The organism is Conexibacter woesei Iso977N (assembly GCF_000424625.1).
GTDB lineage: Bacteria > Actinomycetota > Thermoleophilia > Solirubrobacterales > Solirubrobacteraceae > Baekduia > Baekduia woesei_A.
The window spans coordinates 138,303-153,376 of sequence record NZ_AUKG01000002.1 but is presented as its reverse complement, the minus strand read 5'-3'; the positions used below and the strand labels follow the sequence as shown (position 1 = coordinate 153,376).

The window sequence follows — 15,074 nt, the reverse complement described above, 5'->3', positions numbered from 1 at the left end:
GCGCGATCACGGGTCCGGGAACGGCAGGACCGGCAGGCCCTGCGGGGCCTCGCGCGCGCCCAGCTCGTAGACGCCGCCGTGGGCCGTGCGCAGGACGATCGCGGCGCCGTCGTGGGGCGAGACGATCGCCTCGACCTCGGCGATCGAGCAGTTGGCGACGTGGTGCTCGTGGCCGTCCGGGTCCGAGTAGCGCCAGACCGCGGTCTGGCTGCGGTTGCCGTGGACGGTCAGGCGCAGGCGCGCGTCGTGGGAGTCGACGCGCAGGTCGAGCGCAGTCGCGTGCTCCTGGACCCTCGCGTGCGCGGTCGGGCCGCCGACGCGCAGGCGCTCGCCGCCGATCGACACGACGCCGTTGGCGATCCACGGCGTCAGCAGCGGGCCGATCCGGATCCGGCCGAGCGCGATGTCCAGCCACGCGTCCGGGCGGTCGTCGAAGAGCGTGCCGTGGAGCCAGATCCAGCGCTCGGCGTGCTGGGCGCCCCAGTTGTGGCCGACCATGCCGGGCCAGTGGTCGAGCGTGGTCCTGACGCCGGCGACGGTCACTTCGCCGGAGACGCTGACCGCGGGCCGAGGCGACTCCAGCTTCGTCCGCGGGAGCGGCGCGGAGTACATGATGGACTTGGGGAGGTGCCGGAGCCCGGGCTCGTCGCCGGTCCAGGTGAGGTCCCAGGACGCGGCGCCGTCGGGCGTTTCGCCGCGCACGCCGTCGGGCTCGAAGTCGGACGGGCCGACGCGCAGCCAGCCGTCGGGCTCCGGGTCCGGCGTGCTCGACTTGTAGGCCAACGGCGCGGGCCGCGCGCCGTCGAAGACGGTCACCCACGCGGAGCCGACCGGGCCGCCGCCGGGCTCCTGCAGGACGGTGTGGCGCAGCCAGACGCTGCGCGGGCGGTCGGGGTCGACCGCGCGGACGTAGAACGACTCGTACCCGCCTTCGTTGCCGAAGAACGGGAAGCGGGTCGTCAGGCCCGTCCGTGTTGCAGCCCGAGCCATAGCCAAAGCGGGTAGGTGGCGAACAGCGCGCCGGACGCGAGGTGCGTCGGCGTCCCGGCGTTGTTGGGGTCCATCCTGAAGACCCCGGAGTTGAGCATCCAGTCGCGGCCGGAGCGGGCGCGGCAGAGGCGCCAGATCGGCTTGGTCCAGCCCTTGTCGAGGTAGAGCGAGATGCTCGTGACGAGGAAGACGCCGAGCGTCGCGGCCGCGAGGCGGTCGCGCTGCTGCGGTTGCTCACGCGTGGCCGCGGCGAGCGCGCGGCCGTTGGCGTACAACCAGGGCGGGTCGATCAGGAAGGACATGTCGTGCTCCTACGAGGTTCTCACGCCAGCAGCCGGGACGCCAGGCGCGTCGCGAAGGCCATGATCGTGAGCTGGGGGTTGACGCCCAGCGCGGTCGGGACGCCCGAGCCGTCTGAGATGTGCAGGTGGTTGGTGCCGTGGACGGTGTGGTCCGGCGCGGTGACGCCGTCGCTCGCGCGCGCCGCCATGCGGGCGGTGCCGAGCGGGTGGAAGGCCATCAACTTGAGGTCCTGCGCGCGAGCGACGTGGTCGCGCAGGCGCGGCAGGTCGTCGGCGCTGTTGAGCTCCGGCATCCGCGCGAGCGGGAGGATCACGCGATTGGCGCCCGCGGCGAACAGCAGCTCGGCGAGGCGGGCGACGCCGTTCTTGATGGTCTTGACGTCGTGGGCGTTCACGTCATAGCGGATGATCGGGCGCCCGGGCGAGGCGGCGCGCGCGATCCGGCCGACGGGGATGTGGCCGCGCGAGGTGTCCTCGATCATCAGGCCGAACTGGGCGATGTTGCGGTAGCCGAGCATCAGCTCGCGGTGGCGGTCGCCGGAGTACGGGACGGCCATCGCGAGGTAGTCGGGCGGTCCGGCGATGCCCTCCAACATGATGCCCTCGCCCGCGAACTCGTCGATCCCGTAGGACTGCGGGACGCCGTGGGCCATGTCGACGGTCTCGTCCATCAGCGCCCAGGCGGCGGTGGCCGGGTGGATGCTCAGGTGCCGGCCCAGATGCCTGCTGTGCGTGAGGCCGGACGCCGCGAGCAGCAGCGGCGTGTGGAGCGTGCCGGCCGCGACGACGGTCTCCCCGGCCGTGACGACCAGCGTCCCTCCCCCACGCGTGCGCGCCGTGACGCCGCGGGCGGAGTTGTTGTCCATGTCGATCCGGACGGCGCGCGCGTTGGTGTACGTGACGGCACCCGCGGCATGTGCGGCGTTCATGTACACCTCGCCCGCGTGCTGTTTGGCGCCGGTCGGGCAGCCGAACGCGCAGACCCCCGAGCCCTGGCAGCCGACCGCGTTGCGGTCCAGGTAGTGCCCGGACCAGCCGAGGGCGTCGGCGCCGCGCTTGGCGATCCGCGCGTTGGCGCCGGCCAGCTCGGGGGTGACGCGCCTGACGCCGATCTCGCGCTCGACCTGCGCGTAGAGGGTGTCGAGGGCGTCGATCTCGACGCCGAGCTCGTCCCTCCAGCGCTCGGCGATCCGGGGCGGGATCCGGAAGCAGGTGCCGGAGTTGACGAGCGTGGTCCCGCCGACGGCGCGCCCGGTCGGGAGCATGATCGCGGGCGTGCCGACGGTCGCGACCTGGCCGCCGTCGCGGTAGAGCAGCGCGGTCATGTCGCGCGGGCGGGCGTTCAGCTGCTCCCGCGCGAAGTAGGCGCCCTCCTCGACGACGACGACCCGCCTGCCGGCCTCCGCCATCGCCTTGGCCACCGGCGCACCGCCCGCACCGGAACCGATGACGACGACGTCGGCGCGCACGCGCCGCTCGCCGGTCAGGCGCGCGCCGTCGATGATCCCGCCGGTCGTCGGCTCCGCGATCAGCGTCATCCGGGGTCACCACCGGTGCGGCGTGCCGGCCTGTAGCCGAGCAAGGCGGAGACGTGGGCGTCGCCGTAGTAGCTCACCGCGGCGGCGGCGCGGAGGGCGTCGACGACCGCCTTGCCGGCGGCGTGGTGCGCGAGGTGCTCGAAGGTCGCGAGGCGGCGCGAGGGCGGAGTGCGGCGCCAGCGGATCCCCAAGGCCACCAACAACGTCCGCAAGGCCATGCGGTTGATCCGGGGTGCGCGGCTGAGCCAGAAGTCGAAGGCCGCGACGGCGTCCGTCTCGCGGATCGGCGGCAGCGGCGGCGCGGGCGCGAGCAGGGTGTCGGCGACCGCGGTGAAGATCGACCGCTCGCGCAGGGAGAGGACGGCGCCGGTCATGACTCCGTGACCATTCGCGCTTCCTGCAGGGCGGCGAGCCTCTCGACGGCGCCCGCGGCGCGGCCCGGGTCGCCGGCGGCGATCGCGCGGGCGGCGCGGCGGTACAGCGGCGTCAGCTCGTCGCGGCCGGAGACCAGCGGGCGGAAGCGCTCGAGGTGGCCGAGGTACAGCTCACGGATCGAGTTGAGGATCAACTGGAAGACGAGGTTGCCCGCGGCGTCGATCACCGTAGCCATGAACGCGAGGTCGATCATCTGGGCGGTGGTGTCGTCGGGGGCCTCGGCGAACGCGGTCGCCAGATCCTCCAGCGCCTGCGCGTGGTCCGGGCTGCGCCGCTCCGCCGCGAGCCGCGCCGCTTCGCGGAGCAGCAGCCGCCGCGCCTCGAACAACGCACCGGTCAACGCCGGATCGACCGTGACCGCGTAGGCGAGCACATCCAACCCCGAATGCGCCCTCCAATCCTGGACCCGCATCGCATCGCCATGCCGCACATCGACGAGCCGCAACTGCTCCAGCCGCTTGATGCCTTCTCGCAGCGACGCCATGTTGACGCCGAGCTCCGCCGCCAACGCCCGCTGCGCCGGCAACCGCTCCCCGGGCTGGTAGCGCCCGTCGAGAACCGCACCGACCAACTGCCGGAACACCTGCTCAGGAAGCGACGCGCGCTCGACAGCCATGCGCGAAGTGTTCTGAACACCGGAACACCTGTCAAGCGGGAGCGGTCACGCCGCCGACTGCCGGGCGTGGCGGGGTCAACGGTGCGTAGTGGTTCGCATAGGACCCAAATGCACCGTTGACGGGGCGCGACGACCCGGCGCGCGCGTTGCGGTGCCGGACGGATGGCGGCAAAGAACGCGACCGGCGGCGGCTCAGCGAGCGACGACGATCAAGCGAAGCGCCTCCAACCACCCCGCCCGCAGAGGCGCGAAGCGAAGCCGCGGATCAAGCGGTTGCGTTGCCGCGAGAAGGGCGCGCGTGACTCGAGGGGGCGCGCCGGGGAGGCGCGCGTCCGTCGGGCGGCCTCTAGAGGCCGAGGTCGCGTACGCCGAGCTCGTCGAAGCCGATGTGGTGGGCGAGCTCGTGGCGGACGGTGATCATGACTTGGTGGCGTAGGAGGTTGGGGTCGTGGCCGAAGTCGCGGCGCAGCGTGTCCCGGAAGATGATGATCTTGTCCGGGAAGTTGTCGTGCGACGCACCGTCGCCGTTGTACAACCCGTAGGCGCCGTGGCGGCGGCCGCCGTCGCTGATGACCACCGCGACGTTGCGATCCAAAGCGGCGCGCAGCAGGTCCGGGAGGTCGTCCATCGCGTCGCGGACGAGCTCCTCGAAGTCCCTGTCGTCGTAGGGATCGAGATCCATGAACTCGTCCTCGGTCGGCTCGACCGCGGTCCCGTCGCGCGCCAGGCGCTCGGCGCGCATGACGACGCGGTCGAAGTCGGCCTCGGACTCCGGCTCCTTCCAGCCGGCCATCCGGACGCCGACGATCGCCATGGCACCCAGCATCGCGGCGCTGCCGACGACGACGATCGCCGCGACCTCGAGGATCCGGAACATCCCGACCTCCGAGAACGAGCCCTCGAGGACGACGATCGCCGTCAGCCCAAGGCTCATGGCGATCACGGCGGCGAAGAGGGTACGGCGCAGGTTCATGGGCGGATCGCGCACCAGACTACTGCGCGCGCGACCGCGTCCAGGAACCACCCACAGCCAGTTGGCGCTACCGCGCCAGCTGCCGCGCGATCACGACCCGCTGCACCTCGTTGGTGCCCTCGTAGATCTGCGTGATCTTCGCGTCGCGCATCATCCGCTCGACCGGGTACTCGGTGACGTACCCGTAGCCGCCGAGCACCTGCACGGCCTCGACCGTCACGTACATCGCGGTGTCGGACGCGAACAGCTTGGCCATCGACGAGTACATCGCCTTGTCGCTCTCGCCCCGGTCCATCTTCGCGCACGCCTTGTACAGCAGCTCCCGCGCCGCAGCCGTCCGCGTCTGCATGTCGGCGAGCTTGAACTGCAACCCCTGCAGCTCCAGGATCGGCTTGCCGAACGCGGTGCGCTCCTTGGCGTACTGGACCGCGTAGTCCGTCGCGCCCTGCGCGATCCCCACGGCCTGCGCGGCCGCGCCCAGCCGCGTGCGCTCCAGCGTGCCCAGAGCGACGCTCATCCCCCGCCCGACCTCACCGATGACGTTCTCCGCAGGCACCCGCACGTCGTCGAACACCGGCTGCCCCGTCGGCGACCCGTGGATCCCCAGCTTGTGCTCGTACTTCGGCACCGAGAACCCCTCGCGGTCCTTCTCCACCACGAACGCCGTGACCCGCCGGTTCTCCCGGTCGGTGACCGCGAACACCACGTAGAAGTCGGCGACCCCCGCGTTCGTGATCCACGACTTCGTGCCGTTGATGACCCACTCGTCGCCGTCCAGCCGCGCGGTCGTGCGCATCCCGGCCGCGTCGGACCCGGACTCGCTCTCCGACAGGCAGAACGCCGGCGACCACTCACCGGTGGCGCACTTGGGCAGGAACCGCGCCTTCAGCTCCTCGGAGCCGAACAGCGCGATCGGCAGCGACCCCAGCTCCTGGACCATCAGCATCAACGCCACGGAAGCGGAGGCCTTCGCCAGCTCCTCCACCGCCATCTGCAGCATCATCGTCCCGGTGCCGGTCCCGCCCCACTCCTCGGCGTACGGCAGGGCCAGGATGTCGTTGTCGGCCAGCAGCCTGCGCAGGTCCCACGGGTACTCGTCGGTGCGGTCGATCTCCGCCGCCCGCGGTGCGACCTGCTCGACCGCCAGCTGGCGTACGAGGTCGCGGAAGTCCTTGTGCTCCTGCGGGATGTCGTAGACGTCGGAGGCGATCGTGCTCATGGGCTGAAGCGTATTCATCGGGGGTACACCGGGCGTCATGGGCATCGGAACGTCCCTCTTCCTCTTCGCCGCCGGCGCGATCCTGCGCTTCGCGGTGACCGACAACGTCAGCGGCATCGACCTCTCCACCGTCGGCCTGATCCTGATGATCGTCGGGATCGTCGGCCTGGTCATCTCGCTGTTCCTGCTGATGGCCCCGCGCCGCCGGGAGACCGTCGTCACGCACGATCGCGCCTACGTGGAGCCCCCGGCACCGCCGCGGTACTAGGCCGCGCCGGATAGATTCACGCCGGTGCGCATCGCATCGGCCATCCGCCCGGCGATGGACCGCGAGGTTCCCCTCGCGGTCGACGTGCTGCGCCGCGCCGGCTTCGGCTCGCAGGTCGCGCGGCTGCTGGAGTACCCGCGCCGCTCGCCGAACGCCGCGATCCTCGTGGCCGAGGGCCGCAACGGCGGCGTCGTCGGCGTCGCGTGCACCGCGGTGTTCGCCACCTCCGGCTGGATCGGCGCCGTCGGCGTCGCCCCGGAAGCGCGCCGCGGCGGGCTCGGCACCGCGCTGACCGAGGCGGCGGTGCAGTGGCTGCGCGGCCGCGGAGCCCGGACCGTCCTGCTCTACGCGACCGAGGCCGGCCGCCCCGTCTACGAGCGCCTCGGCTTCGTCGCCGAGGAGCGCGCGATCGCCTGGCGCGGCGTCGCGGGCGCGGCCCCGCCGCTGGACCTCCAGCGCCTCGGCGATGCCGACCGCGCGCGCCTGCGCACGCTCGACCACGGCGTGACCGGCGAGCGCCGCGACAACGTCCTGGACGCCATCAACCCGCTGGCCGGCGTCTTCGCGCCCGGCGGCGTGAACGGCATGGTCGGCTGGGCGATCGCCTCGCCGTGGGGCGCGGGAACCGCGATCGCCTCGACGCGCCCCGAGACCGGCGTTGCCCTGATGGCCGCCGCGACCTCCGGCCCGTCGGCCGGCACCCTGATCGTCCCCGACGGCAACCTCGCCGCGGGCGACGCGCTGCGCGCCTGGCGCTTCGTGCGCCTCAACGACGCGCTGCGCATGCGCCTCGGACCCGCCGTGGCGTGGAACCCGGACCAGCAGTTCGGGCTCTTCAACCTCTTCTGGGGCTGAACCGCCCCACCCGGACGGGCGGCCAACCCGTTGACGAATCGCCTCCACCGCTCAAGCATCGTGCGTGGATGCCGAGAAACGGGCCATGACCGAGGTGGAGGGGACCCACAAGGTCAGCCGTTTCGCGTCCACACGGACGCGTCTCGTGCTGGCCGTCGTCGCGCTGCTGATCTTCGTCAGCGCCGAGATCGCCGTCGTGCTGCACAGGATCAGCGCGATCGACGCCAACAACTTGAACCATGGCGTGAGCAGCGCCAAGACCACGTTCATCGCCGGCACCGTGCTGCTGCTGGCCTGCGTGGTCGCGATGTCGCTGTGGTCGCAGATCGAGATCAAGAAGCGCCTGTCCGAGATCTCGAAGGCGGCGGGCTCGATCGCCGACGGCGACCTCGACCCGGACGTCAGGCTGCTCGTCCACGACTTCGACGAGGTCGGCCGCAGCGCCGGCGCCGTCCAGCGCATGCTCGGCGAGCTGCGTGTGATCGCCGACCACGCCGGTCGCGTCGCCGAGGGCGACCTGTCCGGCGAGCTGACGCCGCGCTCCGAGCGCGACGAGCTCCGGCGGTCGCTGTCCAGGATGACCGCCGGCCTGCGCGGGATGGTCAACGACCTCTCCGACGCCGCCGAGACCGTCGCCGCCGTGTCGGGCCGCGTGCAGACCGACGCCGACGAGGCCGGCCGCGCGGTCGACGAGATCGCCCGCGCCGTCGGCGAGGTCGCCTCCGGCGCCGAGCGCCAGGTCGCGTCGGTCATCGAGGTGCGCGGCCTGTCGACGAGCGTCGCGACCGCCACCCAGGACTCCGCCGCCGGCGCCGCCGCGGCCGCCGACCAGGCGACCCGTGCTCGCGAGCTGGCCCACGAGGGCGCCGCCGCCGTCGGCGCAGCGTCCGAGGCGATGATCGCCGTGTCCGGCTCGAGCGCCGAGGTCACCGCCGCGATCCGCTCGCTCGGCGAGCGCTCGTCGCGGATCGGCTCGATGGTCGACACGATCGGCGGGATCGCCGAGCAGACCAACCTGTTGGCCTTGAACGCCGCGATCGAGGCGGCCCGCGCCGGCGAGCAGGGCCGCGGCTTCGCGGTCGTCGCCGAGGAGGTCCGCAAGCTGGCCGACGAGAGCCAGCAGGCGGCGTCGTCGATCGCCTCGCTGATCGCCGAGATCCAGACCGAGACCGAGCGCGCGCTGACCGTCGTCGAGGACGGCGCGGTCCGCACCGAGGACGGCGTCGCGACCGTCGAGGCCGCGAGGGCGTCGTTCGCCTCGATCGGCGAGGCCGTCGAGGCCACCTCGGCGCGCGTCGCCGAGATCGCCGCGTCGATCACCTCGATCGCCGCCGGCTCGCAGAAGGTCGACGCCGACGTCGGCGAGGTCGCCTCGGTGGCCGAGCAGTCCAGCGCCGCCGCCCAGCAGGTCGCCGCGTCGTCGTCGCAGACGGTCGCCTCGACCAGGCAGATCGCGGAGTCCGCCGACGAGCTCACCCGCTCGGCGGAGGAGCTGCACCGCCTCGCGGGGCGCTTCGTGCTCTCGCGGTCCTAGACTCCCGAGGGTGAACGACGACAACATCGAGATCGGCGCTGCGGAGACGCAGCGCCGCTTCGAAGGCGGCGAGGTCCAGATCGTCGATGTCCGCGAGGACAGCGAGTGGGCCCAGAGCCGGATCCCGGGCGACGTCCAGCACATCCCGCTCGGCGAGCTGACGCAGCGGGCGGGTGAGATCGAGGACGACCGGCCGGTCGTCTTCCAGTGCCGCTCCGGCGTGCGCTCGCTGATGGCCGCCCAGGCGTTCCGGGCCGTGGGCCGCAAGGCCTACAGCTTGGAAGGCGGGCTGGTCGCGTGGGACGCGGACGGCCTGCCGCTCGACCCCGCGGGCGCGGGCGTCGCCGAGCACTAGCGCCGGCCCGACCGCTCCACAAAGCAGAGCGCCACTTCGCGTCCGGTTCGCGAGACGTGGGTAGCCCGTGTTCATGTACATCGGACTCGGCACGCTGCTGATCATCATCATCTTGGTCATCCTTCTCACCTAGGAGGGGACAACGACGAAGGCCCGCCAATGAGCGGGCCTTCGTGCTGCAACTTCGAAAGCCGGTGACCGGCTGTCAGATGCGGGTGACGTTGACGGCCTTGGGGCCCTTGTCCCCTGCCTCTTCCTCGTAGTTCACCTGCGCGCCCTCGGGGAGAGAGCGGTAGCCATCCGCGATGATGGCCGAGTGGTGGACGAACAAGTCCTTGCCACCCTCGTCCGGCGTGATGAAGCCGAAGCCCTTGTCGTCACTGAACCACTTCACGGTGCCGCTGGCCATGTCAGCCAATTCCTCCATGTACTGCTTGCGCCGGATCTCATCCCCGGCCGGTCGGGCGCAACGTACCAGGTGGCGCAAGCGCCGTCCGTGAATGGACCGTGAAACTCAGCGCTACGACGCGTCGCGGATCGGTGCTTCGATCTCGCGCTTGAGGATCTTGCCGGTCGGGCCCTTCGGCAGCTCGGAGACGAACCAGATGTGCCGCGGGTACTTGTAGGCCGCGACGTTCTCCTTCATGTACGCCTGGAGCTCGTCGGCGCTGACCGACTCATCGTCCTTGAGGACGACGGCGGCGCCGACCTCCTCCCCCAGGTCGTCGTGCGGCACGCCGACGACCGCGGCCTCGCGCACGGCGGGGTGCTCGTAGAGCACCTCCTCGATCTCGCGCGGGTACACGTTGTAGCCGCCGCGGATGATCATGTCCTTCTTGCGGTCGACGATGAAGAAGTAGCCGTCGTCGTCCACCTTGGCCATGTCGCCGGAGTGGAACCACCCGTCCCTGATCGCGTCGGCCGTCGCGTCGGGCTTGTTCCAGTAGCCCTTCATCACGTTGTGACCCTTGATCACGATCTCGCCGACCTCGCCGACCGGCAGGTCCCTGCCGTCCTCGTCGACGACCTTCATCTCGACGCCCTTGATCGGCGTGCCGATCGAGCCGGCCTTGCGCTCCTTGTCAGGGTGGTTGAACGACGCGACCGGCGAGGTCTCGCTCAACCCATAGCCCTCGAGCACCTTGCAGTGGAACGCCTCGTCGAAGCCGCGCAGCAGCTCGACGGGCAGCGCCGCGCCGCCGGACGCGCACGTCTCCAGCGACGATGTGTCGTAGTCACCGCGGTTGGGCAGGTGCAGCATCGCGCCGTACATCGTCGGGACGCCCTCGAAGACCTTCACCTTGTCGCGCTGGATGATCTCCAGCGCCTTGGCGGGGTCGAAGCGCGGGATCAGCGACAGGCAGCCGCCGCGCGAGATGGTGGCGTTCATCCCGCAGGTCTGGCCGAAGGAGTGGAACAACGGGAGCGCGCCGAGGACGACGACGGTCTCGCCGAGGTCGAACAGCGACGCGGACGCCTCGCAGTTCAGCTTCAGGTTGCTGTGGGTCAGCTCGGCGCCCTTGGGCTGGCCGGTCGTGCCCGAGGTGTAGAGGATGACCGCGGTGTCGTCCTCGGCCACGTCGGCGACGTCGAAGTCGGGCTCGTGGGCGAAGATCTCGCCCTCGATCTCGCCCGGCTTGACGTTGATGACCTCGGCGCCGGCCTCGTCGGCGCCGGTCTGCGCGGCCTCGAGGAAGTCGTGCCAGGCGAAGACGATCTTCGCGCCCGGGTCCTTGAGGTAGAAGCCGACCTCGCGCTTGGTCAGCAGCACGTTCATCGGCACCACGACGCCGCCCGCGCGCAGGACGCCGTAGTAGGCGACCGGGAAGTACGGGACGTTGGGCAGCATGATCCCGACGCGGTCGCCGGGCTGCAGGCCCTTGGCCTTCAACATGCTCGCGACGCGGGCCGAGGCCTCGTCGAGCAACTTGTAGTTGAAGACGGCGTCGTCGAGCTTGACCGCTTCCCGCTCCGGGAACTTCGCGGCCGACTCGGTCAGGATCGTGGCGAGGTTGCTGCCCATCCGCGGCAGCCTACGCCGTCATCGAGACGCGCGCGTTCACCCGGACTCGCCGCGCGCGGCGGCGAGCTTGGCGACCGCCCCGCGGATGATCCGCGAGACCTGCATCTGCGAGACGCCGACGAGCTTGCCGATCTGCTCCTGCGTCAGGTCCTCCTCGAAGCGCAGGCGCAGGACGCGCTGCTCGCGCTCGTCGAGGCGCTCGAAGAGGCGCGAGAGCGTCGCGCGGTGCTCGGCGCGGGCCAGCTCCGGATCGAGGATGCCGTGGGCGTCGGCCAGCGTGGCGTCGTTGTCCTCGCCGTTGCCGCGCGGGGCGTCCAGCGACGCGGCGCGCATGCCCTGCTGGGCCTGCAGCGCCTCGAGGACCTGCTCGTCGTCGAGCTCCAGCGCCTGGCCGAGCTCGCGCACGGACGGCGAGCGGCCCAGCCGCGTGGTCAGCTCGGTGCGGTACTTGTCGACCTCCAGCGCGCGCTCCTGCAGCTCGCGCGGCGGGCGGACCGACCAGCAGCGGTCGCGGAAGTGGCGGCGCAGCTCGCCGACGATCGTCGGCACGGCGAAGGAGGAGAACGCGATTCCGCGGGCGGGGTCGAAGCGGTCGACGGCCTTCAGGAGGCCCAGCGAGGCGACCTGGAGCAGGTCGTCGAAGGGCTCCTCGGCCTTGCGGTAGCGCTTGGCGATCGACCGTGCGAGCGGCATGAAGCGCTCGACGAGCGCGGCGCGCAGCGACGGATCGCGCGTCTCTGCGTACTGCGCGAGCAGCTGCGCATCGGACAGGGGCGCGCGCAAGGGCTCAGGGGCGTGGGAGCGTTGCGTGGTCACGGTCGTCATGGGTGGCATGTTCCCGTGCGGACGGACCGATAAACGGTGTCCGCACTCTTTCGCCCCTGCTCAAGGCTCACCATCCGATCGGCCGATCCCATGGGTGGTTTGCCGCCACGCCCCTCCACCCCGCCGGACGCCCTCACGCCCGAGGGCCGCTCGTCCGCGCTCGCCGACCTGCTGCGCCAGGCCACGCAGGCCAGCCTCGACCCCGAGGCCGTCCTGGAGGTCGCGGTGCGCTGGTGCGCGCGTGTGCTCGGCGACGGCGCCGCGATGTGGATGCAGGAGCCGGGCGACGAGGCGCTGGTCCTCGGTCCGTACGCGCACCGGGACGTCGCGCGCGAGTCGGTGACCCCGGTCCTGCCGGAGGCGCTGACCGCGCACGTGCTGGAGCGCGAGGTGACCGCCGCCGACGGGCCGGCGATCGTCGCGCCGCTGCGCTCGCGCGGGCGCGTCCTGGGCGTGCTCGCGTGCGCGCGCGATGATGCGAAGCGCGGCTACCGGCGCGAGGACGCCGAGCTGGTCGGCGAGGTCGCGGCGCGGGTCGCGCTGGTCCTGGACAACGCGCGGCTGTACGAGCGCGTCCGGATCCAGGCGACGACGCTGGCCCACGTGGACGCGGCGGTGCTGTCGATGGACGGCGAGAACCGCCTGCGCTCGATGAACCCGGCCGCGGAGCGGCTGTTCGGGTGGCGTGAGGAGGAGGTGCTGGGGCGCGCGGTCGTCGACGTCGTCTCGGCCGAGTCGTCAGACAACGTGCAGCGCGCGCGGGCCGCCCTGCGCGACGCCGGCCGCTGGACGGCGCCGTGGCGGCTCAAGCGCCGCGGCGGCGAGGAGTTCGACGGGCACATCGACGCGGTCGTGGTCCGCGACGACCACGGTGGGATCGACGGCTTCGTCGCCGTCTACCACGACATGACCGAGCGCCTGGAGCTGATCGCGACGCTGGAGCGGCGGGCCGCCCAGCAGGCGGCGGTCGCCGCCTTGGGCGAGCGCGCGCTGGAAGCCGAGCACCCCGCGGCGCTGATGGACCGCGCGGTCGAGACGGCGCGGTCCGTTCTGGACGTGGAGCTGGCGGGCGTCTTCGAGCTGGCCGACGAGGGGCGCGTGCTGGCGCTGCGGGCGGGCGCGGGGTTCGCGCGTTCGCAGGTTGGCAGTGCGACGGTGCCGGGCGGGTGGGCCGACGGTCAGGAGGGGTTCACGCTGATCCGGCGCGAGCCGGTGATCGTCGGCGACGCGCGGCGCGAGCGGCGGTTCGTGCAGGCCGAGCTTGTTGCAGCACTTGGTGCGGTGAGCGGTGTCACGGTCGTGGTGCAGGGGCGCGGGGGCGTGCACGCGGTGCTGGCGGCGTACGCCCGGCGCGAGGACGCGTTCTCGCGCGACGACGTGACGTTCCTGCAGTCGATGGCCAACGTGCTGGGCGACGCGCTGGACCGGTTCGCCTCCGACGAGGAGATCCGGCGGCGCGGGCTGCACGATCCCTTGACGGAGCTGCCGAACCGGACGCTGCTGCTGGAGCGGCTGGCCGAAGCGGCGGAGCGCGACGCGGGGCCGATCGCGCTGCTGTTCTGCGACCTCGATCACTTCAAGACCGTCAATGATTCCTTGGGCCACCGCGCGGGTGACGACGTGCTGCGCCAGGTCGCCGACCGGCTGCGTGCTGCGGTCCGGCCGGGCGACGTCGTGGGGCGCTTCGGCGGCGACGAGTTCGTGGTGCTGTGCGAGCATGTTGATGATGAAGCCGGCGCGCGGCTGATCGCCGAGCGGCTGGCGGCGGCGTTCGCGCGGCCGTTCCGGGCGGGCGGCGACGACCACATGTTGGGGGTGTCGATCGGCATCGCGCTGACCGACAGCGCCGAGGACGGCGACGCGCTGCTGCGCGACGCCGACACCGCGATGTACCGCGCCAAGGAGGCGGGGCGGTCGCGGATCGAGCTGTTCGACACGGGCATGCGCGCGTGGGCGGTCGGGAGGCTGCAGACCGAGGCGGGGCTGCGGCGGGCGCTGGATGCGGGCGAGATCGAAGTGCACTACCAGCCGATCGTGTCGACGGCGGGTGGCGCGGGCGGCGGCGCGCCGGGCGCGGTTGCTGCGGTCGAGGCGGTCGAGGCGCTCGTGCGCTGGCGCCATCCGGAGCGCGGGCTGCTCGCGCCGGGCGAGTTCGTCGGCGTGGCCGAGGAGTCGGGGCTGATCGTCGGGCTCGGGCGGCGCGTGCTGGAGCTGGCGTGCACGGCCGCGGCGGCGTGGGAGCCGAGGATCCCGGTGCACGTGAACCTGTCGCCGCGCCAGTTGTTGGACAAGACGCTCGTGGAGACCGTCGAGGCGACGCTCGCCGCGACCGGGCTGCCGAGCGAGTTGTTGGCCTTGGAGATCACCGAGTCGATGCTCATCGACCGCGGGCCGGACCGACTTGTCGTCCTTGATCGCCTGCGCGGGCTGGGCGTCAAGTTGGTGTTGGACGACTTCGGGACCGGCTGGTCGTCGCTGTCGCGACTCGCCGAGCTGCCGATCGGCGGCCTGAAGATCGACCGCTCGTTCGTCGCCGACCTCGACGGGCGCGGCGGCCCGATCGTCGACGCCATCGTGCGCCTGGCGCGCGCGTTCTCACTGCCGGTCGTCGGCGAAGGCGTCGAGACGCCGGAGCAGCTGGCCGCGCTGCGGCGCCTCGGCTGCGAGCTGGCCCAAGGCTTCCTGTTCTCGCGGCCGGTGCCGGAGCCCGAGCTGCTCAGTCTTCTGCGCCGCTCGGCCGTCGCCGATCACGCTTGACGGCACCCCGCCGCGTCTTCGCATCGACCCGCCGCCTCTTCGAAGCCCTCGTCGGCCTCGTAGCTCTCCGCGGTCGCTCGACATGCAGCGCCTTGGCGAGCCGCTCCTCGAGCCGCTTCAGCGCCAGCTCCCGGTTCCGGATCTGCGACCGCGCATCCTGGGCGATCGCGCGAACGACCGGCCCATCCCGGTTCATGATCCGCTGCTTCTGAGCCTCCGTCAGAGCCTCACTGGCCGCGACATCAAAGCTCACCTCGATCCGCGACGCGGTGACGTTCGCATGCTGCCCACCCGGCCCACTCGACCGCGACGCACGCACGACAACCTCATCCAGCGGAATGCGGACGGAGCGCGTCGGATGCAGAGCCTCCTCGGGCATGACGC

The 15,074-nt window shown here is 72.0% G+C and carries 16 protein-coding genes; 5 read left to right on the top strand and 11 right to left on the bottom strand.

Features of this window, described 5'->3' with window-relative positions; translation table 11 throughout:
- Positions 1–6: 6 nt before the first annotated feature.
- From H030_RS0112925 to H030_RS0112895, 7 genes are all read right to left on the bottom strand, one after another.
- Complete coding sequence (locus tag H030_RS0112925) at positions 7–990, bottom strand: hypothetical protein (protein ID WP_027006410.1); 984 nt, start codon at positions 988–990, stop codon at positions 7–9.
- Complete coding sequence (locus tag H030_RS0112920) at positions 960–1,292, bottom strand: hypothetical protein (RefSeq protein ID WP_027006409.1); 333 nt, start codon at positions 1,290–1,292, stop codon at positions 960–962. Before H030_RS0112920 ends, H030_RS0112925 begins: the two co-directional genes overlap by 31 nt.
- A gap of 20 nt (positions 1,293–1,312) precedes the next feature.
- Entirely contained in the window at positions 1,313–2,830 is a 1,518-nt protein-coding gene (locus H030_RS31825; protein ID WP_051222576.1) for a GMC family oxidoreductase, read from the bottom strand.
- The gene (locus tag H030_RS0112910) at positions 2,827–3,204 is read right to left on the bottom strand and encodes a hypothetical protein (RefSeq protein ID WP_027006408.1); all 378 of its coding nucleotides are present in this window, start codon (positions 3,202–3,204) and stop codon (positions 2,827–2,829) included. Before H030_RS0112910 ends, H030_RS31825 begins: the two co-directional genes overlap by 4 nt.
- On the bottom strand, positions 3,201–3,881 hold the full coding sequence (locus H030_RS31820; protein WP_051222574.1) for a FadR/GntR family transcriptional regulator: 681 nt from the start codon (positions 3,879–3,881) through the stop codon (positions 3,201–3,203). Before H030_RS31820 ends, H030_RS0112910 begins: the two co-directional genes overlap by 4 nt.
- A 346-nt stretch (positions 3,882–4,227) precedes the next feature.
- Complete coding sequence (locus H030_RS37025; RefSeq protein ID WP_051222572.1) at positions 4,228–4,854, bottom strand: metallopeptidase family protein; 627 nt, start codon at positions 4,852–4,854, stop codon at positions 4,228–4,230.
- Between the two features lie 67 nt (positions 4,855–4,921).
- Complete coding sequence (locus tag H030_RS0112895) at positions 4,922–6,073, bottom strand: acyl-CoA dehydrogenase family protein (protein ID WP_027006406.1); 1,152 nt, start codon at positions 6,071–6,073, stop codon at positions 4,922–4,924.
- 37 nt (positions 6,074–6,110) lie between these two features.
- Here H030_RS0112895 and H030_RS31815 point away from each other — a divergent pair, with 37 nt between their 5' ends.
- The 4 genes from H030_RS31815 to H030_RS0112875 all read left to right on the top strand — a co-directional run bounded on the left by H030_RS31815 (position 6,111) and on the right by H030_RS0112875 (position 9,085).
- Positions 6,111–6,341: a DUF6458 family protein gene (locus tag H030_RS31815; RefSeq protein WP_035127628.1), complete on the top strand. Its 231-nt coding sequence runs from the start codon at positions 6,111–6,113 to the stop codon at positions 6,339–6,341.
- Positions 6,342–6,365: 24 nt separating this feature from the next.
- Positions 6,366–7,196: a GNAT family N-acetyltransferase gene (locus H030_RS0112885; RefSeq protein ID WP_155892028.1), complete on the top strand. Its 831-nt coding sequence runs from the start codon at positions 6,366–6,368 to the stop codon at positions 7,194–7,196.
- Between the two features lie 85 nt (positions 7,197–7,281).
- Positions 7,282–8,730 (top strand): methyl-accepting chemotaxis protein, encoded by a 1,449-nt coding sequence (locus H030_RS31810; RefSeq protein ID WP_051222570.1) that lies wholly within the window; start codon positions 7,282–7,284, stop codon positions 8,728–8,730.
- Positions 8,731–8,740: 10 nt separating this feature from the next.
- Entirely contained in the window at positions 8,741–9,085 is a 345-nt protein-coding gene (locus H030_RS0112875) for a rhodanese-like domain-containing protein (RefSeq protein WP_035127625.1), read from the top strand.
- Between the two features lie 205 nt (positions 9,086–9,290).
- Here the strand turns inward: H030_RS0112875 and H030_RS0112870 are convergent, their stop codons facing one another.
- From H030_RS0112870 to H030_RS31805, 3 genes are all read right to left on the bottom strand, one after another.
- Complete coding sequence (locus H030_RS0112870; protein WP_027006403.1) at positions 9,291–9,494, bottom strand: cold-shock protein; 204 nt, start codon at positions 9,492–9,494, stop codon at positions 9,291–9,293.
- A 111-nt stretch (positions 9,495–9,605) separates the two neighbouring features.
- A complete protein-coding gene (locus H030_RS0112865; protein WP_027006402.1) occupies positions 9,606–11,108 on the bottom strand; it encodes a long-chain-fatty-acid--CoA ligase in 1,503 nt (500 codons plus the stop codon).
- A gap of 36 nt (positions 11,109–11,144) precedes the next feature.
- A complete protein-coding gene (locus H030_RS31805; protein WP_051222567.1) occupies positions 11,145–11,933 on the bottom strand; it encodes a SigB/SigF/SigG family RNA polymerase sigma factor in 789 nt (262 codons plus the stop codon).
- A gap of 99 nt (positions 11,934–12,032) precedes the next feature.
- Here H030_RS31805 and H030_RS0112855 point away from each other — a divergent pair, with 99 nt between their 5' ends.
- Positions 12,033–14,690 (top strand): EAL domain-containing protein, encoded by a 2,658-nt coding sequence (locus tag H030_RS0112855; protein WP_027006401.1) that lies wholly within the window; start codon positions 12,033–12,035, stop codon positions 14,688–14,690.
- Here H030_RS0112855 and arfB read toward each other — a convergent pair.
- A complete protein-coding gene (arfB, locus tag H030_RS0112850; protein ID WP_027006400.1) occupies positions 14,650–15,069 on the bottom strand; it encodes an alternative ribosome rescue aminoacyl-tRNA hydrolase ArfB in 420 nt (139 codons plus the stop codon). The genes H030_RS0112855 and arfB overlap by 41 nt on opposite strands.
- Between the last annotated feature and the right edge of the window lie 5 nt (positions 15,070–15,074).

Coding starts and splice junctions, on each gene's coding strand:
- H030_RS0112925 (WP_027006410.1), bottom strand. CDS start 990: ATGGCTCGGGCTGCAACACGGACGGGCCTGACGACCCGCTTCCCGTTC.
- H030_RS0112920 (WP_027006409.1), bottom strand. CDS start 1,292: ATGTCCTTCCTGATCGACCCGCCCTGGTTGTACGCCAACGGCCGCGCG.
- H030_RS31825 (WP_051222576.1), bottom strand. CDS start 2,830: ATGACGCTGATCGCGGAGCCGACGACCGGCGGGATCATCGACGGCGCG.
- H030_RS0112910 (WP_027006408.1), bottom strand. CDS start 3,204: ATGACCGGCGCCGTCCTCTCCCTGCGCGAGCGGTCGATCTTCACCGCG.
- H030_RS31820 (WP_051222574.1), bottom strand. CDS start 3,881: ATGGCTGTCGAGCGCGCGTCGCTTCCTGAGCAGGTGTTCCGGCAGTTG.
- H030_RS37025 (WP_051222572.1), bottom strand. CDS start 4,854: ATGAACCTGCGCCGTACCCTCTTCGCCGCCGTGATCGCCATGAGCCTT.
- H030_RS0112895 (WP_027006406.1), bottom strand. CDS start 6,073: ATGAGCACGATCGCCTCCGACGTCTACGACATCCCGCAGGAGCACAAG.
- H030_RS31815 (WP_035127628.1), top strand. CDS start 6,111: ATGGGCATCGGAACGTCCCTCTTCCTCTTCGCCGCCGGCGCGATCCTG.
- H030_RS31810 (WP_051222570.1), top strand. CDS start 7,282: ATGACCGAGGTGGAGGGGACCCACAAGGTCAGCCGTTTCGCGTCCACA.
- H030_RS0112870 (WP_027006403.1), bottom strand. CDS start 9,494: ATGGCCAGCGGCACCGTGAAGTGGTTCAGTGACGACAAGGGCTTCGGC.
- H030_RS0112865 (WP_027006402.1), bottom strand. CDS start 11,108: ATGGGCAGCAACCTCGCCACGATCCTGACCGAGTCGGCCGCGAAGTTC.
- H030_RS31805 (WP_051222567.1), bottom strand. CDS start 11,933: ATGACGACCGTGACCACGCAACGCTCCCACGCCCCTGAGCCCTTGCGC.
- arfB (WP_027006400.1), bottom strand. CDS start 15,069: ATGCCCGAGGAGGCTCTGCATCCGACGCGCTCCGTCCGCATTCCGCTG.